21 protein-coding genes are annotated in these 22,106 nt (G+C 68.3%); 18 read left to right on the top strand and 3 right to left on the bottom strand.

Annotated elements, in window-relative coordinates; all coding sequences use genetic code 11:
- The first annotated feature begins 148 nt into the window (after window positions 1-148).
- Window positions 149-1,549, top strand: coding sequence for a histidine--tRNA ligase (gene hisS / locus ACFPN1_RS04250; RefSeq protein WP_386753274.1), 1,401 nt, complete (start codon window positions 149-151; stop codon window positions 1,547-1,549).
- Entirely contained in the window at window positions 1,546-3,432 is a 1,887-nt protein-coding gene (locus tag ACFPN1_RS04245; protein ID WP_386753272.1) for an HAL/PAL/TAL family ammonia-lyase, read from the top strand. The genes hisS and ACFPN1_RS04245 overlap by 4 nt, the downstream gene beginning before the upstream one ends.
- Window positions 3,433-3,453: 21 nt before the next feature.
- Here ACFPN1_RS04245 and ACFPN1_RS04240 read toward each other — a convergent pair whose 3' ends face one another.
- Window positions 3,454-5,280, bottom strand: coding sequence for a sensor domain-containing diguanylate cyclase (locus ACFPN1_RS04240; RefSeq protein WP_386753270.1), 1,827 nt, complete (start codon window positions 5,278-5,280; stop codon window positions 3,454-3,456).
- 160 nt (window positions 5,281-5,440) lie between these two features.
- On the opposite strand from ACFPN1_RS04240, the gene ACFPN1_RS04235 reads away from it, so the two are divergent.
- The 11 genes from ACFPN1_RS04235 to ACFPN1_RS04185 all read left to right on the top strand — a co-directional run bounded on the left by ACFPN1_RS04235 (window position 5,441) and on the right by ACFPN1_RS04185 (window position 15,360).
- Window positions 5,441-5,746, top strand: a complete 306-nt coding sequence (locus ACFPN1_RS04235; RefSeq protein WP_386753268.1) for a YerC/YecD family TrpR-related protein — start codon at window positions 5,441-5,443, stop codon at window positions 5,744-5,746.
- 10 nt (window positions 5,747-5,756) lie between these two features.
- On the top strand, window positions 5,757-6,671 hold the full coding sequence (gene hisG / locus ACFPN1_RS04230; RefSeq protein WP_386754031.1) for an ATP phosphoribosyltransferase: 915 nt from the start codon (window positions 5,757-5,759) through the stop codon (window positions 6,669-6,671).
- On the top strand, window positions 6,668-7,969 hold the full coding sequence (hisD, locus tag ACFPN1_RS04225; RefSeq protein ID WP_386753266.1) for a histidinol dehydrogenase: 1,302 nt from the start codon (window positions 6,668-6,670) through the stop codon (window positions 7,967-7,969). Before hisG ends, hisD begins: the two co-directional genes overlap by 4 nt.
- Window positions 7,966-9,057: a histidinol-phosphate transaminase gene (gene hisC / locus ACFPN1_RS04220; RefSeq protein WP_386753264.1), complete on the top strand. Its 1,092-nt coding sequence runs from the start codon at window positions 7,966-7,968 to the stop codon at window positions 9,055-9,057. The genes hisD and hisC overlap by 4 nt, the downstream gene beginning before the upstream one ends.
- The gene (gene hisB, locus ACFPN1_RS04215) at window positions 9,054-10,127 is read left to right on the top strand and encodes a bifunctional histidinol-phosphatase/imidazoleglycerol-phosphate dehydratase HisB (protein ID WP_386753263.1); all 1,074 of its coding nucleotides are present in this window, start codon (window positions 9,054-9,056) and stop codon (window positions 10,125-10,127) included. Before hisC ends, hisB begins: the two co-directional genes overlap by 4 nt.
- Before the next feature lie 13 nt (window positions 10,128-10,140).
- Entirely contained in the window at window positions 10,141-10,740 is a 600-nt protein-coding gene (gene hisH / locus ACFPN1_RS04210) for an imidazole glycerol phosphate synthase subunit HisH (RefSeq protein ID WP_386753261.1), read from the top strand.
- Entirely contained in the window at window positions 10,737-11,483 is a 747-nt protein-coding gene (hisA, locus tag ACFPN1_RS04205; RefSeq protein ID WP_386753259.1) for a 1-(5-phosphoribosyl)-5-[(5-phosphoribosylamino)methylideneamino]imidazole-4-carboxamide isomerase, read from the top strand. The genes hisH and hisA overlap by 4 nt, the downstream gene beginning before the upstream one ends.
- Complete coding sequence (gene hisF, locus ACFPN1_RS04200; RefSeq protein WP_386753258.1) at window positions 11,477-12,253, top strand: imidazole glycerol phosphate synthase subunit HisF; 777 nt, start codon at window positions 11,477-11,479, stop codon at window positions 12,251-12,253. The genes hisA and hisF overlap by 7 nt, the downstream gene beginning before the upstream one ends.
- On the top strand, window positions 12,243-12,860 hold the full coding sequence (gene hisIE / locus ACFPN1_RS04195) for a bifunctional phosphoribosyl-AMP cyclohydrolase/phosphoribosyl-ATP diphosphatase HisIE (RefSeq protein ID WP_386753256.1): 618 nt from the start codon (window positions 12,243-12,245) through the stop codon (window positions 12,858-12,860). The genes hisF and hisIE overlap by 11 nt, the downstream gene beginning before the upstream one ends.
- A gap of 103 nt (window positions 12,861-12,963) precedes the next feature.
- On the top strand, window positions 12,964-14,556 hold the full coding sequence (locus tag ACFPN1_RS04190; RefSeq protein WP_386753255.1) for a calcineurin-like phosphoesterase C-terminal domain-containing protein: 1,593 nt from the start codon (window positions 12,964-12,966) through the stop codon (window positions 14,554-14,556).
- A 225-nt stretch (window positions 14,557-14,781) separates the two neighbouring features.
- Complete coding sequence (locus ACFPN1_RS04185; RefSeq protein WP_386753254.1) at window positions 14,782-15,360, top strand: YceI family protein; 579 nt, start codon at window positions 14,782-14,784, stop codon at window positions 15,358-15,360.
- 56 nt (window positions 15,361-15,416) lie between these two features.
- Here ACFPN1_RS04185 and phaZ7 read toward each other — a convergent pair whose 3' ends face one another.
- Window positions 15,417-16,574 carry an extracellular native short-chain-length polyhydroxyalkanoate depolymerase PhaZ7 gene (gene phaZ7 / locus ACFPN1_RS04180; RefSeq protein WP_386753252.1) on the bottom strand — a complete coding sequence of 386 codons (1,158 nt, stop codon included), beginning with the start codon at window positions 16,572-16,574 and terminating at the stop codon, window positions 15,417-15,419.
- A gap of 186 nt (window positions 16,575-16,760) precedes the next feature.
- On the opposite strand from phaZ7, the gene ACFPN1_RS04175 reads away from it, so the two are divergent.
- Window positions 16,761-17,612: an SAM-dependent methyltransferase gene (locus ACFPN1_RS04175; RefSeq protein WP_386753250.1), complete on the top strand. Its 852-nt coding sequence runs from the start codon at window positions 16,761-16,763 to the stop codon at window positions 17,610-17,612.
- Here the strand turns inward: ACFPN1_RS04175 and ACFPN1_RS04170 are convergent, their stop codons facing one another.
- Complete coding sequence (locus tag ACFPN1_RS04170; protein WP_386753248.1) at window positions 17,613-18,449, bottom strand: class I SAM-dependent methyltransferase; 837 nt, start codon at window positions 18,447-18,449, stop codon at window positions 17,613-17,615.
- 171 nt (window positions 18,450-18,620) lie between these two features.
- On the opposite strand from ACFPN1_RS04170, the gene ACFPN1_RS04165 reads away from it, so the two are divergent.
- From ACFPN1_RS04165 to ACFPN1_RS04150, 4 genes are all read left to right on the top strand, one after another.
- Window positions 18,621-19,301, top strand: a complete 681-nt coding sequence (locus ACFPN1_RS04165) for a hypothetical protein (RefSeq protein ID WP_386753246.1) — start codon at window positions 18,621-18,623, stop codon at window positions 19,299-19,301.
- A 136-nt stretch (window positions 19,302-19,437) separates the two neighbouring features.
- On the top strand, window positions 19,438-20,025 hold the full coding sequence (locus ACFPN1_RS04160; protein ID WP_386753245.1) for a hypothetical protein: 588 nt from the start codon (window positions 19,438-19,440) through the stop codon (window positions 20,023-20,025).
- Window positions 20,026-20,216: 191 nt separating this feature from the next.
- Complete coding sequence (locus tag ACFPN1_RS04155) at window positions 20,217-21,137, top strand: M14 family metallopeptidase (protein ID WP_386753244.1); 921 nt, start codon at window positions 20,217-20,219, stop codon at window positions 21,135-21,137.
- 123 nt (window positions 21,138-21,260) lie between these two features.
- On the top strand, window positions 21,261-22,058 hold the full coding sequence (locus ACFPN1_RS04150) for an amidohydrolase (protein WP_386753242.1): 798 nt from the start codon (window positions 21,261-21,263) through the stop codon (window positions 22,056-22,058).
- The last annotated feature ends 48 nt before the right edge of the window (window positions 22,059-22,106 follow it).

The following is a 22,106-nucleotide window of genomic DNA, read 5'->3' as shown; positions in this document are numbered from 1 at the left end:
CTCCCGGTTCGGGCAAGTGGTCAGTTGCCATGAATGTGGGCCGCGGCCTCGCCGGTCCGGCGGCAGTTAAACTGTGGCGCCGCGCGAAAGCGCCGGATTCCCGGCTCCCGGGACATCCCTCGTCACCCGATACCTACCGGAGCACCGCTTGATCAAGCCGCGTACCCCACCCGGGGTCATGGAACTGCTGCCTCCTGACCAGATCGCGTTCCAGCGCATGCTGGATGTGATCCGCCGCAACTACGAACGCTTCGGCTTCCTCCCGGTGGAAACGCCGGTCATGGAACTGTCCGAAGTGCTGCTGACCAAATCCGGCGGCGAGACCGAGCGGCAGGTGTATTTCGTGCAGTCCACCGGTGCCTTGGGCAAGGCGGCCGACGCCGGGCAGGAAGGCCTGCCGGAACTCGCCCTGCGTTTCGACCTGACCGTACCGCTGGCGCGCTACGTGGCCGAGCACGAACACGAGCTCGCCTTCCCGTTCCGTCGCTACCAGATGCAGCGCGTCTATCGCGGCGAACGCGCACAGCGCGGCCGCTTCCGCGAGTTCTACCAGTGCGACATCGACGTGATCGGCAAGGATTCGCTGAGCGTGCGCTTCGATGCGGAGATCCCGGCGGTCATCCACGCGGTGTTTTCCGAACTGGATATCGGCGCCTTCACCATCCAGATGAACAACCGCAAGCTCATGCGCGGTTTCTTCGAGGCGCAGGGCGTGGCCGATGGCGAGCTGCAGGCGCTGGTGCTGCGCGAGGTCGACAAGCTCGACAAGCGCGGCGAGGACTATGTCCGCGAGACGCTGGCTGGCGAGGGGTTCGGGCTTTCGGCCGAATCGATCGACAGCATCATGGCGTTCGTGAAGGTGCGTTCGACCTCGCACGCCGACGCTCTGGCGCAGCTGGATGCGCTGGGTGAAGGCAACGAGGCATTGCGCGAAGGCGTCGCCGAACTGCGCGAGGTACTTGAACTGGTGCGCGCGATTGGCGTGCCCGAGTCGAACTACGCACTGAACTTCTCGATCGCGCGCGGTCTCGACTACTACACCGGCACCGTTTACGAGACCACGCTCGACGATTACCCGCAGATCGGGTCGATCTGCTCGGGTGGCCGCTACGAGAACCTCGCCAGCCACTACACCAAGTCGAAGCTGCCGGGTGTGGGCATTTCGATCGGATTGACGCGCCTGTTCTGGCAGCTGCGCGAGGCCGGTCTGCTGGCCGGCGCTTCGGTCAGCACCGTGCAGGCCTTGGTCACGCAGATGGATGCCGCGCACCTGCCGCACTGCCTCTCCGTCGCCAGCGACCTGCGGCGCGCCGGATTCAACACCGAAGTGGTGATGGAGGCCGGCAAGCTGGGCCGGCAGTTCAAGTATGCCGACCGCGCGGGCATCCGCTTCGTGATCGTGCTGGGCGAGGACGAAATCGCCAACGGCACGGTGACGGTGAAGGACATGCGTCGCGAGGACCAGTTCACCATCAACCGTCACGAACTCGTGGGCGCGCTGCGCGTGGAACTCGCGCAGGCCGAAGCATTGCAGGGCAAGCACGCATGAAACCGATCCGCCTCGATGGACGCTCGCTGACGCGGGCGCAGCTGGTCGCGGTCGCGCACGGCGCGGCCGTCGAACTCGATCCCGCGCAACTGCCGGCGGTGCAGCTCGCTGCCGATTTCCTCGCCGAACAGGCGCGCCGCGAAGAACCGATCTATGGCGTGAACACCGGCTTCGGCAGCAACGCGGACAAGCTGCTGGGCGGGCACCGCCTGCGCGACCGGCTGCCGGGCGCGGAAGCGAGCGAGGAAACGCTGCACGAGGAACTGCAACGCAACCTGATCGTTACCCATGCCGTGTGCGTCGGCGAACCGTTCGCGCCGGAAGTCGTGCGCGCGATGCTGTGCATCCGCATCAACACGCTGATGCGCGGGCACTCCGGCATCCGCGTGGAAATCCTGCAGGCGCTCACGGCGATGCTCAATGCGGGCGTGGTGCCGGTGGTGCCGCAACTCGGCTCGGTCGGCGCCAGCGGCGACCTGGCGCCGCTTTCGCACCTGGCGATCGTGCTGCTGGGCGGTGGCGAGGCCTTCTTCGGAGGCGAACGCCTGCCTGGCGGCGACGCATTGGCGCGCGCCGGACTGTCGCCCGTGAAGCTGTCGTACAAGGAAGGCCTCGCGCTCAACAACGGCACCGCGCAGATGCTCGCCACCGGCGTGCTGGCGCTCGCCAAACTCGAGGCGCTGGTGGAGACCGCGGATCTGGCCGCGGCCATGACCATCGATGCCTTCGCCGGCCGCCTGGGCGCTTTCGCGGAAGAAGTGCACGCACTGCGCCCGCATCCGGGCCAGGTCGAAACCGCCGCGAACCTGCGCTGCCTGCTCGAAGGTTCGACCCTCAGCGACATCGCCTACCACCTCGTGCCGCGTTTCCGCGCCTGGCAGCCGGAAAGCTGGGACACCGCCGAGGCGCAACGACTGCGCTTCGATATCGGCTGGGACTGGGTGCCGTTCACCCAGCGTCACGGTCGCGAGAAGTTCTACCAGCGTTTCCGCCCGTTCCGCGGCGGCAAGAAGCACCAGCCGCAGGACAGCTATTCGCTGCGCTGCATTCCGCAGGTGCACGGCGCGGTGCGCGATGCGCTGGCGCAAGCGGCGCGCGTGCTCGACATCGAGCTCAATGCACTGACCGACAATCCGATCGTGTTCCCGGACGCGAAGGCCGAGCACGTCGAACAGCAGGTGATCTCCGCCGGCCACTTCCACGGCATGCCGCTCGCGCTGGCGATGAGCTACGTGAAGGCCGCAATCCCGGTGCTGGCGAGCATTTCCGAACGCCGCCTCAACAAGCTCGTGGACAGCGCGACGAACGACGGCCTGCCGGGATTCCTGATCGGCAACGAGGACGGCACCGAGTCGGGCTTCATGATCGTGCAATACACGGCGGCGGCGATCGTCAACGACCTGGCCAGCCGGGCCATGCCGGCGTCGGTGTACTCGATTCCGACCAGCGCCAACGCCGAGGACCACGTGTCGATGGGCGCCAACGAGGCACGCCACGTGCTGGCCATGGCCGAGGACCTGGGCAAAGTGCTGGCGCTCGAGCTCTACACCGCCGCGCAGGCGCTGGACCTGCGTCGCGACATGATCAACGCCGCGCGCGCACTGGCGGCGCGCACCGATGCCGAAGGCCTCGCCGCGAAGGTGGCGGGCGCACCGACGCCGGATTCGGCGGATCGCAGCGGTTTCCTCGCCGAAGTCGAAGGACTGCGTGCGGAACTCGCGCAGGCCGAGGCCTTCCATCCGGGCAAGGCAGTGGCGCGCGCCCATGCGGCGATCCGCGAGCAGCTGCCGTTCCTGGCGCGCGACCGCGCGCTCGATGGCGAAGTGGCGACCGCGGTCCGGCTGGTCCGCGACGGCATCGTGCTCGCCGCTGCGCGCGGCTGAGTCAGCGCAGGGCAGGGCGGCTCAGGCCGCCATCACCGCCGACGTCCGCACACAGTCGCGGCCGTCGGCCTTGGCGCGGTACAGCGCGTCGTCGGCGACCTGCAGGACGGCCTCGGCGCCGCCCTTCATGCGCGTATCCACGGCGTGGACGCCGAAACTCGCGGTCACCGCAATGGTGATGCCCTGGTGGCGGAACGGCTCGGCCCGCAACCGCATGCGCAGTTCCTCGGCCACGTGCGCAGCCGCTTCCAGATCCATGCCCGGCAGGGCGACCACGAACTCCTCGCCGCCGAAGCGCGCCAGCAACGCGTTGTGCTGGCGCAATGTCTGCCCGATCACGCCGGCGGCCCAGCGCAGGCACTGGTCGCCGATCAGGTGGCCGTGCCGGTCGTTGATCTGCTTGAAGTGGTCGAGGTCGATCATCAGCAGCGACAGGCTGCGGCCGCTGCGCGCCTGCGACAGAAGGCTCTCGAAACCTTCGTGGAAATAGGTCCGATTGTGCAGTCCGGTCAGGCTGTCGCGCTGGCTGGATTCGCGCAGGCGCGCATGGGCATCGGCCAGCTGGTTCAACGCATTGCTCAGTTCCGAGGTGCGTTGCGCGACCTTCTGCTCGAGCTGGTCACGGGACTCGCGGATGATGCGCTCGTTCTCGCTGCGCAGCGCCGAATAGCGGTAGCCCAGGCCGATCGACAGCAGCAGCATTTCCATCGCCGAGCCGATTTCCTTGCCGTACTCCGTGAAGAAGACCTTGGGCATCAGTCCGAAGGCGACCGCGGCGAACATGCCGGTGCCGAGCAGGAACATCGCCCACGCCAGCAGGAAGATCACCGCCGGCTTGTAGCCCCTGCGCGTGATGACCAGGCCGAGCGTCGCGACCCAGGTGATGCTCAGGAACACCGACGCCGAGGCGATCGGCGTGGAGACATGGTAAGGCAGGCGCGCCGATGCAAATCCGAGAATCAGGTAGAACGCGATGATGCCCAGGCTGATGCGATCGCCCATCCGCCAGCGTTCGTTCAACCCGAGGAAGGTTCGGGTGAACTGCTGCATGCCGATTTGCGACAGGCAGATCGACAGCGGCACTGATTTGTCCGCCAGCCACGTCGACCTCGGCCAGAGATATTCGAAGCCCAGGCCGTTGAGCGTGAACAGCACCAGTCCGAACGCGCTGATGTGCAGCAGATACCAGAAATAGCTGGCATCGCGCAGCGTCAGCCACAGCACCATGTTGTAGAAGAACAGCGCCAGCAGGATGCCGTAATAGACACCCATCCCCAGCTGCGCGTCGCGCGACATCTCGGTGAAGGCCGACTGCGTGTACAGCGTCAGTGGCACCTGCATCGAGCTCTGGCTCTGCACGCGCACGAAGACGTCGACCGGCTGGTCGCGCGGCAGTTCGATGCGGAAGTTGGGATGGCGGTAACGGATGCTGCGTCCTTGCGCGAACGGCATGGCATCGCCGCCCTGCCAGTGTTCGATCCGGCCATCGGCGAAGTGCGCGTAGACGTCGATGTGGTCGCTGAGCGCGTACTGCTGGATGAGCAGCCAGCGTCGTTCGTGCAGCGAGCGATTGAGCAGACGCACGGAAAACCAGTAGGCGCCGCTCTGGAATCCGAACGCCGCGCTTTCGTCGGGCAGGCGCGCGAAGCGGTTGTTCGCGAGCTTGTGCGCCGCGTCCTGCAGCGAATCGCGGGCCGCGGCGTCGTGGTAGTAGAGGACGTAGGGGGTGAGGGCGACCCGGGGCGTCGCGTCGGTCAGCACGACCATCTCGCTCGCCCACGCCGGAAGGGCCGCCAGCAACAACAGCCAGCCGAGGCAGATTCCAGGCAGCGATCGCGCGATCCCCATTCGAGCCCCTCGGCAGCCGCCGCGCGGCTGCGTCCGGCGAGTGTACTTCAGCCGGGGAGGCCGGCCGGGCACGGGCCGGCCGCCTGCACCGCCGGTTGACGCCCTTCGCCCGCGACTGCTAACGTATTAGCGCATTAATACATTAAGAGATCCGACTACCGTGAAACGCCGACCTGCCGATGCCGAACACGCCGGAGACGACCTCGACGAGCTCGCCGCCGTTCTGGTGCGCCTGAATTCGGTCGCGCAGATGCGTGCCTTCCTCGAAGATCTGTGCACACCGGCGGAGCTGGAGGCGATGAGCGATCGCTGGAAGGTCGTGCCGCTGGTGGCCGAGGGCGTGCCGTACCGCGAGATCCACGACCGGACCCTGGTCAGCGTCACGACCATCGGCCGGGTCGCGCGCACGCTGGAGCGCGGCGCTGGCGGTTATGCGGCCGCGCTCAAGCGCCGCGGGTCGCGCTGATATGGCGAAGCTGAATCCCGTGACGCCCGCGCCCGGGCGTGACCGCCTGCGCATCGCGATCCAGAAGTCCGGCCGCCTGGCCGAACCGGCGCGCGCACTGCTGGCTTCGTGCGGCCTGAGCTGGCGCGAGAGCCGCGACCGCCTGTTCTGCTACGGCGAAAGCCTGCCGATCGACCTGCTGCTGGTGCGCGACGACGATATCCCGGGCCTGATCGCCGATGGCGTCTGCGACCTGGGCATCGTCGGTCGCAACGTCCTCGCCGAGCAGGATCTGGCGGGCCGCGCTGACACCGACGGGCCGCGTTTCCGCGAACTGCGCCCGCTCGGCTTCGGTGGCTGCCGCCTGGCCATCGCCGTGCCCGATGCCTGGCAGTGGCGCGAGCCGTCGCAGCTGGCGGGGACGCGCATCGCCACGAGTTACCCGCAACTGCTGTCGCAATGGCTGCAGGGGCAGGGCATCGCGGCGCAGGTCGTGCTGCTCTCCGGATCGGTCGAGATCGCCCCGCGCCTGGGGCAGGCCGATGCGATCTGCGACCTGGTGTCCAGCGGCGCGACGCTCGCCGCCAACCAGCTCAAGCCCGTGCAGACGCTGCTCGACAGCGAGGCCGTGCTCGCCGGCCCCGCGGTCGACTTCGACGACGTGCGCGCCGAACTCATGGAGTTGCTGCTGCGTCGCCTCGACGGCGCGTTGCGCATCCGACGCAGCAAGCTGCTGATGTTCCAGGCCTCGCGCGAATTGCTGCCCACGCTGTTGCCGTTGCTGCCGGATGCGGAGGAGCCGACGGTGATGCGGATCGACGGCGCCGAGCGGCTGGCGTTGCAGGCGCTGTGCCACGGCGCGCTCACCTGGCAGCGGCTGGAGGAACTCAAGCGTGCCGGCGCGCGCGGATTGATGGTGTTGCCGGTCGAGGGGCTGCTCGCATGAGGCGCGTGATCTGGAATGCGATCGGCGCGGATGAGCGCGCCCGCCTGCTGCAACGGCCGTCGCAGGCGACCGCGCCGGAAACCCGCGCGGCCGTGGCGCTCGTGCTCGAAGCCGTGCGGCAGGACGGCGATCGTGCGCTGCGCGACTGCACGCGCCGCTTCGATGCGGTGGAACTCGACGACTTCGCGGTTTCGCGCGCGGAATTCGCCGCGGCCGAAGCGGGCCTGGCCCCTTCGCTGCGCGCCGCGATCGACGAAGCGGCGGTTCGCATCCGCGCCTTCCACGCTGCCGGCATGGCGCGCGAATTCAGCATCGACACGGCCGAAGGCGTGCGCTGCGGCCGCATCCTGCGGCCGATTCCGCGCGTCGGCCTGTACGTGCCGGCCGGTTCCGCGCCGCTGCCGTCTACCGCGCTGATGCTGGGCATTCCCGCCATGCTCGCCGGCTGCGACGACATCGTACTGTGCACGCCGCCGCGTCGCGATGGCACGGCGGATCCTGCGGTCCTGTTCGCGGCGCAGCGCAGCGGCATCGCGCGCGTGTTCAAGCTGGGCGGCGCGCAGGCGATCGCGGCGATGGCGTTCGGCACGGCCTCGGTGCCGCGCTGCGACAAGCTGTTCGGGCCGGGCAATGCCTACGTGACCGAAGCCAAGCGCCAGGTCGCGATGATGGACGGCGGCGCCGGCATCGACATGCCCGCCGGGCCGTCCGAAGTGCTGGTGATCGCCGACGCCGGCGCCACTCCGGCATTCGTGGCCGCGGACCTGCTGTCGCAGGCCGAACACGGACCGGATTCGCAGGTCGTGTTGATCAGCGACGACGCCGCGATGCTCGATGCCGTGGCGGATGCGATGTGGCGTCAGCTGGAAACCCTGCCGCGCGGAAACGTCGCCAGGGCCGCATTGACCGCGTCGCTCGCGATCCGCGCCGATTCGCTGGAACAGGCCTTCGCGATCAGCAACGCGTATGCCCCCGAACACCTCATCCTCGCGCTGCGCGATGCCCGCGCCTGGTTGCCGCGCGTGCGCAGTGCCGGATCGGTGTTCGTCGGCGACTGGGCGCCGGAAGCGCTCGGCGATTACTGCAGCGGCACCAATCACGTGCTGCCGACGAGTGGCGCCGCGCGCTGGTGCAGCGGCCTGGGCGTGTCGAGCTTCCAGACCGCGATCACGGTGCAGGAAGTGGCGCGCGAAGGCATTGCGGGCATCGGCCCGTGCGCAGTCGAACTGGCGAGCGCGGAAGGACTCGATGCGCACCGGTTGGCCGTGCAGTGTCGCCTGGAGGCGCTTGCGGCATGAACGTGCTCGATCTGGTCCGCCCGGACCTGCGCGATTTCGCCGGTTACCGCTCGGCGCGCAGCGACACGCTGCAGGGCACGGTGTGGCTCAACGCCAACGAATCGCCATGGCCCAATCCCGCGGATGCCGATGCGCTGTTGCGCCGCTATCCCGATCCGCAGCCCGCGCGCCTGCGCGAAACACTCGCCGACCTGTACGGATGCCAGCCATCGCAGCTGCTGGCCGGCCGCGGCAGCGACGAGGGCATCGACCTGTTGCTGCGCGCGCTGTGCCGCCCTGGCCTGGACACGGTGATCATCACGACACCGACCTTCGGGATGTACGCGGTCTGCGCGCGGTTGCATGGCACGCGCGTCATCGACGTTCCGCTGCGCGAGGACGATGGCGGCTTCAGTTGCGACTTCGATGCGGTGGCAGACGCGGCGGAGCGGGCGGACGCCAGGATCGTGTTCCTGTGTTCGCCCGGCAACCCCGGCGGCAACCTGTTGCCACTGGAAGCCATCGCCAGCCTGGCCCGACGACTGGCGGGCCGCGCGGCAGTCGTGGTCGACGAGGCCTACATCGAATTCGCCGACGCGCCTTCGGCAACGACGCTGCTCGCATCGCTGCCGAACATCGCCGTGCTGCGCACCCTGTCCAAGGCGCACGCGCTGGCGGCGGCGCGGATCGGTGCGGTGATCGCCGATGCGAAACTGATCGCGGTGCTGCGCCGCTGCCAGGCGCCATATCCCTTGCCCGCGCCGTGCGTCGAAGCCGCGATGGAGGCCTTGGCGCCACCCGCACGCGCCCGCACGAAGGATCGCATCGCCCGAACCATCGGCGAGCGTTCGCGCCTGCAGGATGCGTTGACGAAACTGCCCACGGTGAAGCGCGTGCTGCCCTCGCACGCCAACTTCGTCCTGATCCGCTGCGTCGATGCCGAGAGCGCATTCGCGGCGCTGCTCGCCGCCGGCATCGTCGTCCGCGACCTGCGCGCGCAGCCCGGGCTCGGCGATGCCTTGCGCATCAGCATCGGCACGCCGGAACAGAACGACCGCGTGCTGGCGGCGCTGACTGCGTTGTCCGCGCGCTGCGGAGCGGCGGCATGAGCGCGATCCTGTTCGTCGATCGCGACGGCACGCTGATCGAGGAGCCGGCCGGTTTCCAGGTCGATCGCTTCGACAAGCTGCGCTTCGTGCCGGGCGTGATTCCCGCGATGCTGCGCCTGCGCGATGCCGGCTATGCATTCGTGATGGTCACCAACCAGGACGGCCTGGGCACCGACGCCTTTCCACGCGCGGATTTCGACGGCCCGCACGGGCTGATGCTGCAGGTGTTCGAAAGCCAGGGCATCGTGTTCCGCGACATCCTGATCGACACCAGCTTTCCCGCCGACAACGCGCCCACCCGCAAGCCGGGTCTCGGACTGGTGCAGCCCTACCTGCGCGATCGCGGCATCGACTGGGCGCGCTCGGCGATGGTTGGCGATCGCGATACCGACGTGCAGTTCGCCTGCAACCTGGGCATACGCGCGTTCCAGCTGAAGACCGCACAGTTCGGCGGCGAATGGGATTGGGCCGGCATCGCGCGCGAGCTGCTCACCTCGCCGCGTACCGCGGAGGTGCGTCGCGACACGAAGGAAACGCGCGTCGTCGTCCGCGTCGATCTCGATGCGCACGGCGAGCCCGTCGTCGCCACCGGCCTGGGCTTCTTCGACCACATGCTCGAACAGCTCGGCAAGCACGGCGGCTTCGGCCTGGCGTTGCAGTGCGAGGGCGACCTGCACGTCGACGAACACCACACGGTCGAGGACAGCGGGCTCGCGCTGGGCCAGGCGCTGCGGGAAGCGCTCGGCGACAAGCGTGGCATCGGGCGGTACGGATTCACGCTGCCGATGGATGAAACGCTGGCGAGCGCGGCGCTGGATTTTTCCGGACGCCCGTACTTCGTTTTCGACGGCAGCTTCCGTCGCGAACGGGTCGGCGAACTTCCGACCGAACTGGTCCCGCACTTCTTCCGCTCGCTGTGCGAAGCGGCGGGCCTGAACCTGCATCTGAAGGTCGACGGCGACAACGACCACCACAAGGTCGAGGCCTGTTTCAAGGTCGTGGCGCGTGCGTTGCGCGACGCGGTGCGTCGCGATGGCGTTGCGCTGCCGAGCACCAAGGGCGTGCTGTGATGGAGGCGTCCTGATGGAAGTGGCGCTCATCGATGCGGGCGGGGCGAACATCGGCTCGGTGTGCTACGCGCTCGAACGCCTGGGCGTCGATGCCCGGCTCACCGCTGATGTCGAGGCCATCCGCCGCGCCGATCGCGTGATTCTCCCCGGCGTCGGCGCGGCCGGCGCAGGGATGGCGCGGTTGCGTGCGCTCGGACTGGTCGATGTCGTGCGCGAACTGACGCAGCCGCTCCTGGGGATCTGCCTGGGCATGCAGTTGCTGTTCGAGTCCTCCGAGGAAAACGACACGCAGTGCCTCGGCCTGATGCCCGGACGCGTGCGCCGCTTGTCGGCGGGCGAAGGCGTGCGCGTGCCGCACATGGGCTGGAACCGGCTGCAGTCGCGTCGCGACGATGCGCTGCTGGCGGGGCTGGAAAGCGGCGCGCACGCGTACTTCGTGCACAGCTACGCCGCACCGGTCGGCGAGGACACGCTGGCGACGACGACCCACGGCGAGGAATTCAGCGCGGTGGTGCGGCGCGGACGCTGTTGGGGCGCGCAGTTCCATCCGGAACGCTCGGCCTCGGCGGGCGCGCGCCTGCTGGAGAACTTCCTGTCGGAGCGGCTGGCGTGAGCGGCTTCGCGTTGTATCCGGCGATCGACATGCGCGCAGGCCGCGTGGTGCGACTGCGCCAGGGCGACTACGCCACGGAGACGCAGTACGCCGATGCTCCGCTGGCATTGGCGCAGCGTTATGCCGAAGCCGGCGCGACGTGGCTGCATCTGGTCGATCTCGACGCGGCACGGGAGGGCGGTTACACGCTGGCGCCGCTGCTGGCTCAGATCGCAGCACACACCGCGCTGCGCGTGCAGACCGGCGGTGGCGTGCGCAGTGCGGACGATGTCCGGCGCATCCTCGATGGGGGCGCGACGCGCGTGGTCGTGGGCTCGCTGGCCGTACGCGAACCCGACACGGTGCTGGCCTGGCTGGAGCGCTTCGGCGCCGAGCGCATCACGGTCGCCCTCGACACGCGCCGCGCGGACGGCCAATGGCAGTTGCCAACGGAAGGCTGGACGCAACGCAGCGCCAGCGGGCTCGAAACGCTTCTGCGCCGCTACGCCGCAGCCGGATTGCGCCACTTCCTGTGCACCGACATCGCCCGTGACGGGATGCTGGCGGGCCCCAATCTGGCGCTCTATCGCGACATCGCGACCTTGGCGCCGAACCTGCGCGTGCAAGCCTCCGGTGGCATACGTGACATCGACGACATCGACGCCGCGCGCGCCGCCGGTTGCGCCGGCGCGGTGCTGGGCAAGGCCCTGCTCGAAGGCCGCTTCGACCTGGCGCAGGCCGTGCGCGGAGCCTGCGCATGCTGAGCCGTCGCATCATTCCCTGCCTGGACGTGCGCGACGGTCGCGTCGTGAAAGGCATTCGCTTCCGCGACCACGTCGACATGGGCGACATCCTCGCGCTGGCCCTGCATTATCGCGACTCAGGCGCAGACGAGCTGGTGTTCTACGACATCACGGCCAGCCCGGAAGGACGTCGCGCCGATAGCGCCTGGGTGGAGCGCGTCGCCCGCGCCATCGACATTCCGTTCTGCGTCGCTGGCGGCGTCCGCAGCGTCGAGGACGCACGCGTGCTGCTGCATGCGGGCGCCGACAAGGTGTCGATCAACACGCCTGCGCTGGAGCGGCCTCAGCTCATCACGGAACTGGCCGAGGTCTTCGGCGAGCAGTGCGTCGTCGTCGGCATCGACAGCCTGCGCGACGCGGACGGCGAATGGCGCGTGCGCCAGTACACCGGCGATCCCGATCGCATGCGCGCGGTTCCCCTGCGCACGCTGGATTGGGTGGTCGAAGCACAGCGACGCGGCGCCGGCGAGATCGTGCTCAACTGCATGGGAAGCGACGGCGTGCGCAACGGCTACGACATCGACCAGCTGCGCGCGGTGCGCGCCGTCTGCCGCGTGCCGCTGGTCGCTTCGGGCGGAGCGGGCACCGCCGCGCATTTCGTCGAGGTCTTCGCGCAGGCCGATGTGGACGGTGCGCTGGCCGCGTCGATTTTCCATTCGGGCGCCGTGGCCATTCCGGAACTCAAGCGCGTCCTGCGTGGGCAGGGCATCGAGGTTCGCGATGCAGCCTAGTACCACCCGCCTGCTGCAGGTCGATGCGCTCGCCTGGGAGAAGCAGGACGGCCTGTTGCCGGCCATCGTCCAGGATGCGACCACGCTGCGCGTGCTGATGCTGGGCTACATGGACCGGGCCGCCCTGGATACGACGCTGGCCGAGGGCAAGGTCACCTTCTTCAGCCGCAGTCGGCAGCGACTATGGACCAAGGGCGAGCAGTCCGGCCACGTTCTCCAGCTGGTGTCCATCGAAGCCGATTGCGATGGCGACACGCTGCTGGTGCTCGCGCGTCCGCAGGGCCCGACCTGCCACCTGCAGCGAGTGAGCTGCTTCCCGCAGGCGCCGGGCGGCTTCCTCGCCGAACTCGACGCGCTGGTCGCGACGCGCGAACGCGAGCGACCGGCCGACAGCTACACCACGCGCCTGTTCGAGGGCGGCGTGCGCCGGATCGCGCAGAAGGTGGGCGAGGAGGGCGTCGAAACCGCGCTGGCCGCCGTCGCCCAGGGCGATGCGGAACTGGCGGGCGAGGCGGCCGACCTGCTGTACCACCTGCTGGTGTTGCTGCGGGCGCGTGGCCTGTCGCTGGCCGATGCGCTCGCGGTGCTGCAGGAGCGCCATCGCTGAGCTCGCGCTGGCGCGGCGCCTTGCCGGAAGACGGCATTGGTCCATCGCCTCGTTGCACGGCCATCGCGGCATCGGATAATCCCCGCGACCCGCGGAGACTCCCATGCGTGCATTGATCGCTTCATTCCTGCTGCTGCTCACCACGCCGGCTTTTGCCGCGCCGCCGGAATCCTGCAGCGGCGTCGTGTTCGAGGACCGCAACGGCGACGGGATGCGGAATCCGGGCGAACGCGGACTGCCCGGCATCCGGCTGCATGACGGCGCGCAGTTGCTCGTGACCGGAGCAGACGGTGCCTACACCGCTGCGCTGGTCGAGGGGGAGACGCTGTTCGTGATCAAGCCGGCGGGCTTCCGCTTCCGCGCGCGCGGCGACGGGCTCCCGGACTTCTGGCGCAACACGCGCATCGGAGAAGGACCGGCGCTGAAGTACGGCGGCATCCCGGTGCAGGCGCCGCAATGCCGCGACTTCGCGCTCGTGCCCGATGCCCGGACGCGCACCGACGGACTCGACGTGCTGGTCTTCACCGATCCCCAGGTCAAATCTTCGGTCGATGTCGGCTACTACGAACGCGACATCGTCGACTCCGTGCTCGGCACGCCGTTGCAGCAGGCCGCGCTGGGCATCAGCCTGGGGGACATCGCCCACGACGATCTTTCGCTGTATCCGGCCCTGAACCGCGCCACCGCGCGCATGGGTGTGCCGTGGCTGCATGTCGCCGGCAACCACGACCTGGACTTCGACGCGACGCGCGACGAGGACTCGCTGCTGACGTTCCGCAACAGCTACGGGCCGGACACGTTCGCGTGGGAGGAAGCGGAGGCCGTCTTCATCGGCCTGGACGACGTGGTGTATCGCCCGGGAACGACGCCGGCCTACATCGGCGGATTGCGCGCGGACCAGTTCGCCTTCCTCGAGCAGTACCTGCCGACGGTGCCGCGCGATCGCCTGCTGGTCATCGGCGTGCACATTCCGTTCTTCGACGCGGCGCCCGGCCGCGAGACGTTCCGCCATGCCGATCGCGAACGGCTGTTCGCGTTGCTGCGCGACTTCCCGCACGTGCTGCTGCTCAGTGGCCACAGCCATGCCCAACGCCATGTCTTCCACGACGCCTCGACCGGCTGGCACGGCGCGAAGCCACTGCATGAGTACAACGTGGGCGCGGCATGCGGTTCGTTCTGGTCCGGCGTGAAGGACGCCGATGGCATCCCGGACGCCACGATGGCCGACGGCACGCCCAACGGTTTCGCGACGCTGCATGTCGCGCCGGATCGCGGCTACGCGCTGGCGTGGCATCCGGCGCGCGATGTCGATGCGCAGATTGCCCTGCACGCCCCGCGCGTGCTGCGCCACGGCGCGTGGCCCGGCAACGGCGTCTACGCGAACGTGTTCATGGGGCGCAGCGAAACGCGCGTCGAGTACCGCATCGACGAAGGCGAATGGAAGCCGATGCAGCGCACCGAGCAGGCCGATCCGCGCGTGCTCGCCGAGAACCTGCGGGACGACGAAGCCGGCAACCTGCGCGGCTACGACCGCCTGCCCGAGGCCGCGCCGTCCCCGCATCTGTGGCGCGGAACGCTGCCGACGAACCTCGCACCGGGCGAACATCGCGTGAGCGTGCGTGCGTTTGCCGTCACGCCTGGGTGGCCGTACGACGAAACGAGCACGACGTATCGGCTGGTCGATGCGGAGCCCTGAAGCCGGGCCGTCACGTTGCTTCGGCGACCGGTGAACACGGGCCGCGACCGGCGCGCGCGCTGTGCCGTCGTATCGATGCCACCGGGCCGCTTCGCCTGACGGGCGGTCGCGGCCCGTGGCACCCGCAATGTATTTCTCGCGATTGTCGATCCGGCGCACCCCCATTCGTCGCTTGTGCAAGAGGCCGCCGATCGCGGCTCTCGCCACCACCATCGGAGAACCGCCATGTCCCTGATCCGCCATGCCGCCGCCGCCTTTGCCCTCTTCGCCGCACTGCCGGCCCTGGCCGCGCCGGTGAACTACGAGATCGATCCCGATCACACCTTTCCGAGCTTCGAGGCCGACCACATGGGCATGTCGGTGTGGCGCGGCAAGTTCAACCGCACCACGGGCACGGTGAGCCTGGACAGGGAAGCCGGCACGGGCACGCTGGCGGTCGAGATCGACATGGACAGCATCGATTTCGGCCTGGACGCGCTCAACAAGGAAATGCCGAAGCCGGAATTCTTCGACACCGCCCGTCATCCCAAGGCGACCTACAAGGGCAGGCTCGACGGCTTCGTCGACGGCAAGCCCACGAAAGTCGTGGGCGAACTGACCCTGCGCGGCGTGACCCGGCCGGTCACGCTCGATCTCAAGTCGTTCAAGTGCATGCAACATCCGATGTTCAAGCGCGACTGGTGCGGCGCCGATGCCTACGCGACGATCGACCGCTCTCAGTTCGGCATCGTCGCCGGCAAGGATTGGGGCTTCTCGATGGACGTCGGCCTGCGCATCCAGGTGGAAGCGCTCGCGGCGAAGTAATCCGCAGATGGCGAACCGGAGCGCCCATTGGAGCGCTCCGGATTCGCACGACGAAGTCAGCGATTGACCGCCGGCCCGTTCACGCCCGCATAGCCATTGGCGCAGCCGGTGGTGCAGGTGGTCGCGAGCATGTTGTAGACGATGCGGCCGGCGTTGCTCTTGGAGCGGAAGTGTCCCACGCCGCTGCTGGTGTCGCCGCCGCCCTGGTTGTACGGACTGCCGTCCGACCAGTCCCAGTCGTAGCCGTAGGCACTGCTGCCGAAGCCGATGTCGACCTGCGCCTTCACGTTGCTGCCACCGTTGAAGAGCGCGCCGCTGCTGCAGCCGCCGACGTAGCTGGTGGTGAAGCAGTGGACCTGGTCGTACAGGCCGGCGGTGATCGTGTAGAAGCTGATGGTGGAAAACAGCGCCGGCATCGCCCGCAGGCTGTTGCTGCCGCTGCCGGTCCAGCGATTGTAGCCGTAGTAGACGACCCCGGTGCTCGGGTAGAAGCCGAACGTGTAGTAGTCGTACGGCCACACGTAGGCCTCGGCATTGCAGGTGGGCGCGTACGGCGACTGGTAGCCGGTGGCGTAGCAGGTGTTGAGTCCGCGCAGGCCGCCGCCGATGTTGACGAAGCGGCGCACGCTGCCCTGGTAGCCGTAATAGCGCAGCATGGCCATCGCCATGCTCGAACCCATCGAGTGCGCCACGATGTCCACCTGGCTGCGCCCGGTATACGCCTTCACCTTGTCGATGAAGGTCTTGAGGATCTGGTACTTCGTCGGCTCGTGGTAGTTGAACTGCGGCGTGGCCCGCTCGTCGGCATCGAGGTAGGTGATGCCGAACAGTTCGCAATCGTTGTAGCCGCGGGCCTTGAGTTCGTCGTACACCGAAGCCGTGGGCGTGGTATAGCCGCCGCCCACGCTGCCCGGCGGCATGTCGAAGCTGATCGCGCTGTCGCCGTTTCCGGGGATGAACACGACAGGCGTGCGCGTGGCCGTGCAGTTGCCGCCGCCGAATCCGCCGCTGCCCACGCCGGGATTGAAGCCGCCGGCGTACTGCGTCGCCGTGCCCGTGCACGTGAAGCCGTTGTTGCTGCCGCAAGTGAGCGCGTGCGCGTCGCCCGGCAGCAGCAGGAAGACCGCGCCCAGCGCCGGCAGCGCGAGAGCGAAAGCGGCCGAAGCGATCGTTGCCAGTAAAGCCGGTACCCCTTTGAGCGTGCTGCGGAACATGGCTGCCCCTCCCGGGTGTCAGTTCGACCAGAACGAAGAACGATCGGGGCGATGCTGGTCCCGCTTTTCGGTCGCGGCCATTGCACGAAAGGGCATGACGCGCCGCATCATCCGGGCGTCGCGGTCATCCGTGTTCGTTCGCCGGCCTGTGAGCAGCGTCGGCGCACCCGCTGGCAGAATGGCCGGATGAATGAACTGCGTATGCTGCTGGAGGCGATCGAAGGCGACGCCGCGCTCGCCGCGGCCGAACGCTTCCGCGAGCGGATCGAGGCCCTGGATCGCCTCGATGCGTATCTCCCGCTGATCGATCGCGCCGATACGGAACTCGCGCGTCGCATGCAGGACGCCTGCGCGCAGCTGGAGGCACTCAACGCGGCGCTGTATCGCCGCATCCGCGAGGACATCCGCGCCGACCACGATGGCGGACGCGTCCTCGAGCGCTTTACGGATGTGGACGTGCTGCAGGCGTACGGCCAGGACTACGACCATCTCGACGAGCTCGTCGCCGGCGTCCTGCAGCTCCCCGAGCCCACGCTGCCCACACGCGAACTCGGCGCGGAGATGGTTTTCTACCAGCCCACGCCGGCACGCCACGTTTTCGCGATGATCGCGCGCAGCGGACTGGAGGAGGGCGACGCACTGGTGGACCTGGGCGCGGGCCTCGGCCATGTGCCATTGCTCGCGGCGATCTGCACGCGCACCCGGGCGGTCGGCATCGAACTCGAACCGGCGTACGTGGCCTGCGCGACACAGGCGGCATCGGCCCTGGGACTCGCCAACGCGGCCTTCCTGCAGCAGGACGCGCGCGACGCGGATTTCGCCATCGGCACGGTGTTCTATCTGTACACGCCGTTCCGGGGCACGATCCTGCGCGAGGTACTCGACCGTCTGCGGCACGAGGCGATGTGCCGCGACATCCGCATCTGCACGTTCGGTCCGTGCACGCCGGTCGTCGCTCAGGAGGACTGGCTGGTCGCGGATGTCGCGCCGCAGACGGACCGCGTCGTCGTGTTCCGCCGGCAAATCGCCCAGTCGTGATCAGCGCCGGATCGCGAAGACACCGTCCAGCGCCAGTTCCGCCTTCAGCCCGGCCTTTTCCAGCCGGCGCGCGACTTCGCGCGGCACGTCGCGTCCGCTGGTGAGCGTGTTCGGACTGCCGGTGTAGTGGAACATCCGGCCGCCCTTGCGCAGCACGCGCGCGAGCTGGTCGTAGAACACCTGCGAATACAGCTCGCCGGCGATGCCGAAGCGGGGCGGATCGTGCAGCAGCGCATCCACCGATGCGGACGCAATTCCCGCGATCGCTTCGGACACGTCGCCATGGGCGAGCTGCAGGCGACCGCCGCTCGCGTCGGGATCGGGCGACCATGGGTTGAGCGTGCGCAGCCACAGCACGTCGGCGTTCTTCTCGAACGACCGGATGCGCGCCGCGCCCGCTTCAAGGCAACACGCGGCGAAATATCCCAGGCCGCCGCAGGTATCCAGCACCTGCTTGCCCTGCGGCTGCACCAGCGCGACCTTGCGACGCGCGTCCTCGACGGGCGAAGTCTTCGCCGTGGGCAGCATCTTGATGCCGTCGATCTCGAAAGTGGGCGCGCCCCATTCGGTAGGCACCAGCTTGATCAGCGCGCCGGAATAACGCGATACCGGTTCGAACGCGTCGCCGTCCCAGTAATAGATCGTGCGGTCCCTGAGTTTTTCCGGCCAGGGATAGCGCGCGTTCCGCCATTCCCATGCGTCCGCGTGCAGCCGCGCCTCGCCGCTCGAACGGCCCAGATCGAACGAACTCATGCATGTTTGCGCGCCATCGTTGCGGGCGGCGAGCAACGCTTCGGCAAGCGGTCGGGTAAGCAGTGGACCCTGGTAGTGCGACACGGCGAGCCATCCTTCGGGGGACGGGCAGGGTAAACGCAGCCGGGAGGAATTGCTCGCGCAGCTCGACAGTGGCAGCTGACTCGGGCTATCGATGCCGGCGCGAAACGCCGCCGACGACTGTTTCACCCCGAGTGACGTCTACTGGCCGCGGCCCATACAGGAGGCCGACAGATGATCACTCACCTTCGTTCAACCAAACCGGTGCTGGCGTTCGCGCTGGCATTTGCCTGCGGCGCCGCCGGCCTCGTCACGCCGTCGGCCACCACGCTCGCGGCGGATGCGAGTCCTGCCGTAGCTGGCGTGCCGGCCGCCCCACGCGTCGGCGAGCTGCGCGTCGCCATGCGCACGCTGTGGGAGGACCACATCACCTACACGCGCAACTACATCATCAGCGCCCTGGCCGATCTGCCGGACAAGGACGCCGTCGCCGCGCGCCTGCTCGCCAACCAGGATGCGATCGGCGCCGCCATCAAGCCCTATTACGGCGAAGCGGCAGGCGACAAACTGGCCGGGTTGTTGCGCGATCACATCCTGATCGCGACCAAGGTCGTGGACGCGGCGAAGACCGGCGACGGCGACGCGCTGAGCACGAGGCAGGCCGAGTGGTCCGCCAACGGCAAGGACATTGCCGCGTTCCTGAGCGGCGCCAACCCGAACTGGTCGCGCGCGGAACTGGAAGCCGCATTGCAGAAGCACCTGGACCTCACGACCGGGGAAGTGGTCGCCCGCCTCAACAAGGACTGGGAAGCGGACATCCATTCCTACGACCTCGGACACCAGCACATGCTGATGTTCGCGGACACGCTGACAACCGGCATCGCGAAGCAATTCCCGTCGAAGGTCGGAAAATAGCGGTCGGAATTGCGTAGACCGGGCGACTGGCCCGGCAGCCGGTCGCGTGCGAAGCGCCAAGCATTCCAAAGAGTCCGAAGGACGCGCTGCCTAAACTCCTCCACTGGCCGGGGTTCCGTCGTCTGGAGGTGTCGCGATGTTCTTGCGCGCGATCGTATTGGCCGGAGCGCTTCTGTTGCAGAGCGGCGTCGCCATCGCAGCAGACGCGACTGAAACCGCGAACGTGCCGAAAGCGGGCGCCGCCCACGATGGGCGCCACGACTTCGACTTCGAGTTCGGCACCTGGAACACGCACCTGCGGCGTTTGCGCAGCCCGTTGAGCGGCTCCACGGAATGGGTGGAGTACGAAGGCACGACGGTCGTGCGGAAAGTGCTGGATGGCCGCGCCAACCTGGTGGAACTCGAGGTCGAAGGACCCGCCGGTCGGATCGAGGGGCTGTCGCTGCGCCTGTACAACGTCGAGGCGCGTCAGTGGACGCTCAACTTCGCCAACATCGCCGACGGCCTGCTCACCGTGCCCATGGTGGGCGAATTCCGTGGCGGCCATGGCGAGTTCTACGCGCAGGACACCTTCAAGGGGCGCGCGATCCTGGTGCGCTTCCTGATCGATCCGGTCGGAACCGACGCCTACCGCTTCGAACAGGCCTTCTCGGCCGACGGCGGCAAGAGCTGGGAAGTGAACTGGATCGCCACCGACACCCGGCGTGCCGATCCGGCGCCGTAGCCGCCGGCACTCGCGGTCCACTGACGGGCATCGGAATGTGGGGCGCGACGAAGGCATCCCGTAGCAAGCCCGCGATAGCGTGATCGAGGGCTTCGTGCGCGGCATTCGCGCGGTGAGCAGGAAGTAGCCATGCATCGCAGGGTCCGATGCTAGAGTGCGTATCCCCTTGACCCCGGACGACGAGCAACGCGATGAACGACGACGCCTTTTATCCCATCGGTACGCCGGGTCGCCCCTGGGGCGATGCGGAGAAGGCGGAATGGTTGTCGCGACAGGTCAGACACCGCAGCTACCAGTCCGAAGTGCTCGATACGATCGAGCGCCTGCGCGCGCGCTTCGACGTCGTGGAGTACGGCCGGCTCGAATACGGCGCCGACCGCTATCCGCTGCTGGCGCTCCGCAGCCGCGTCTGGAACGACGCGCTGCCGACCGTGCTGGTGACCGGCGGCGTGCACGGCTACGAAACCAGCGGCGTGCAGGGCGCCCTGCAGTTCGCCGAACAGCGCGCGGCGGACTATGCCGATCGCGTCAACCTGCTCATCGCGCCCTGCGTCAGTCCCTGGGCGTACGAACGCATCCATCGCTGGAACATGCACGCGGTCGATCCCAACCGATCGTTCCGCGAGAACAGCCCCGCGGAAGAATCGGCGGCGCTGCTGCGCCTGGTCGCACCCTTGCGCGATCGCGTGCTCGTGCACATCGACCTGCACGAGACCACCGACAGCGACGAATCCGAATTCCGGCCGGCCCTGGCCGCGCGCGACGGCAAGCCGTTCGAGCCGGACTCGATCCCCGACGGTTTCTACCTCGTCGACGACAGCGAAAATCCGCAGCCTGCCTTCCAGCAGGCGGTGATCGCGGCCGTGGCCAAGGTCACCCACATCGCGCCCGCCGACGCCAACGGCGAAATCATCGGTTCGCCCGTGGTCGCCCCCGGCGTCATCGAATACCCGCTGCGCCAGCTCGGTCTGTGCGCAGGCGTCACCAGCGCGCGTTACAAGACCACCACCGAGGTCTATCCCGACAGTCCGCGCGCCACGCCCGAGCAATGCAACGCTGCGCAGGTTGCCGCGGTGTGCGCCGCGATCGATTACGCATTGGCGCACGAGTAGGCCCCACGTCACCGGCATCGTCATGCGTAGGGTGGGCTCTAGCCCACCCTTGGTGCGAAACGGCGTTGCGCCCACTTCGCGCATCACATGACGCCTCCACCGCCCGGCGGTAAAGTGGCGCCCATGAAAAACCTCCGTGTCTCCCTGATCCAGGGCGAAACCCGCTGGCACGATCCGGCGGGCAACCGCGATTACTACGCGGGTCTGATCGAACCCCTGCACAACACCACCGACCTGGTGATCCTGCCCGAGACCTTCACCAGCGGCTTCAGCAACGACGCCATCGCCGATGCCGAAACGATGGAGGGCCCGACGATCGACTGGCTGCGCCGCCAGGCCGACAGCGTCGATGCGGCGATCTGCGGCAGCGTGCAGATCCGCGACGGGCAGGGCGTGTACAACCGCATGCTGTTCGTCACGCCCGACGGCGAGGTGCGCAGCTACGACAAGCGCCACCTGTTCCGCTACGCGAAGGAACACGAGCGCTACGCCGCCGGCCGCGAGCGCCTGACCGTGGAGTGGAAGGGCTGGCGGATCTGCCCGCTGGTCTGCTACGACCTGCGCTTCCCGGTGTATTCGCGCAACCGCTTCAACGTCGAGCGCGAAGGCGGGCTCGACTACGACCTCCTGATCTACGTCGCCAACTGGCCGTCGGCCCGCAGCTATCCGTGGAAGACGCTGCTGCGCGCGCGTGCGATCGAGAACCTGTGCTACGTCGCCGGCGTCAACCGCGTCGGCACCGATGGCAATGGGCTGCATTATTCGGGCGACAGCGCGATCGTGGATTTCCTCGGCCATCCGCTGACCGAGGCCGCGGACGAGGAAGTGGTGTCGACGATGCTGCTGCAGGCCGCGCCGCTGCTGGAGCACCGCGAGCGGTTCCCGGCGATGCTGGATGGGGACAGCTTCCAGATCCTCTGAGGGCATGGCGACGAGGTGTGCGGCGGGTGAAATCCGCCTTGCGGGCCC

The sequence above is a fragment of the Lysobacter yangpyeongensis genome, assembly GCF_042655745.1.
Classification (GTDB): Bacteria; Pseudomonadota; Gammaproteobacteria; order Xanthomonadales; family Xanthomonadaceae; genus Agrilutibacter; species Agrilutibacter yangpyeongensis.
The sequence above is the reverse complement of the archived record's forward strand: the minus strand, read 5'-3'. Positions and strand labels throughout refer to the sequence as shown.

Bases quoted from the DNA above. Each gene is read 5' to 3' on its own strand.
- ACFPN1_RS04245 (WP_386753272.1), top strand. From the start codon at position 1,546: ATGAAACCGATCCGCCTCGATGGACGCTCGCTGACGCGGGCGCAGCTG.
- ACFPN1_RS04240 (WP_386753270.1), bottom strand. From the start codon at position 5,280: ATGGGGATCGCGCGATCGCTGCCTGGAATCTGCCTCGGCTGGCTGTTG.
- hisD (WP_386753266.1), top strand. From the start codon at position 6,668: ATGAGGCGCGTGATCTGGAATGCGATCGGCGCGGATGAGCGCGCCCGC.
- hisC (WP_386753264.1), top strand. From the start codon at position 7,966: ATGAACGTGCTCGATCTGGTCCGCCCGGACCTGCGCGATTTCGCCGGT.
- hisB (WP_386753263.1), top strand. From the start codon at position 9,054: ATGAGCGCGATCCTGTTCGTCGATCGCGACGGCACGCTGATCGAGGAG.
- hisH (WP_386753261.1), top strand. From the start codon at position 10,141: ATGGAAGTGGCGCTCATCGATGCGGGCGGGGCGAACATCGGCTCGGTG.
- hisF (WP_386753258.1), top strand. From the start codon at position 11,477: ATGCTGAGCCGTCGCATCATTCCCTGCCTGGACGTGCGCGACGGTCGC.
- hisIE (WP_386753256.1), top strand. From the start codon at position 12,243: ATGCAGCCTAGTACCACCCGCCTGCTGCAGGTCGATGCGCTCGCCTGG.
- ACFPN1_RS04190 (WP_386753255.1), top strand. From the start codon at position 12,964: ATGCGTGCATTGATCGCTTCATTCCTGCTGCTGCTCACCACGCCGGCT.
- ACFPN1_RS04185 (WP_386753254.1), top strand. From the start codon at position 14,782: ATGTCCCTGATCCGCCATGCCGCCGCCGCCTTTGCCCTCTTCGCCGCA.
- phaZ7 (WP_386753252.1), bottom strand. From the start codon at position 16,574: ATGTTCCGCAGCACGCTCAAAGGGGTACCGGCTTTACTGGCAACGATC.
- ACFPN1_RS04175 (WP_386753250.1), top strand. From the start codon at position 16,761: ATGAATGAACTGCGTATGCTGCTGGAGGCGATCGAAGGCGACGCCGCG.
- ACFPN1_RS04165 (WP_386753246.1), top strand. From the start codon at position 18,621: ATGATCACTCACCTTCGTTCAACCAAACCGGTGCTGGCGTTCGCGCTG.
- ACFPN1_RS04160 (WP_386753245.1), top strand. From the start codon at position 19,438: ATGTTCTTGCGCGCGATCGTATTGGCCGGAGCGCTTCTGTTGCAGAGC.
- ACFPN1_RS04155 (WP_386753244.1), top strand. From the start codon at position 20,217: ATGAACGACGACGCCTTTTATCCCATCGGTACGCCGGGTCGCCCCTGG.
- ACFPN1_RS04150 (WP_386753242.1), top strand. From the start codon at position 21,261: ATGAAAAACCTCCGTGTCTCCCTGATCCAGGGCGAAACCCGCTGGCAC.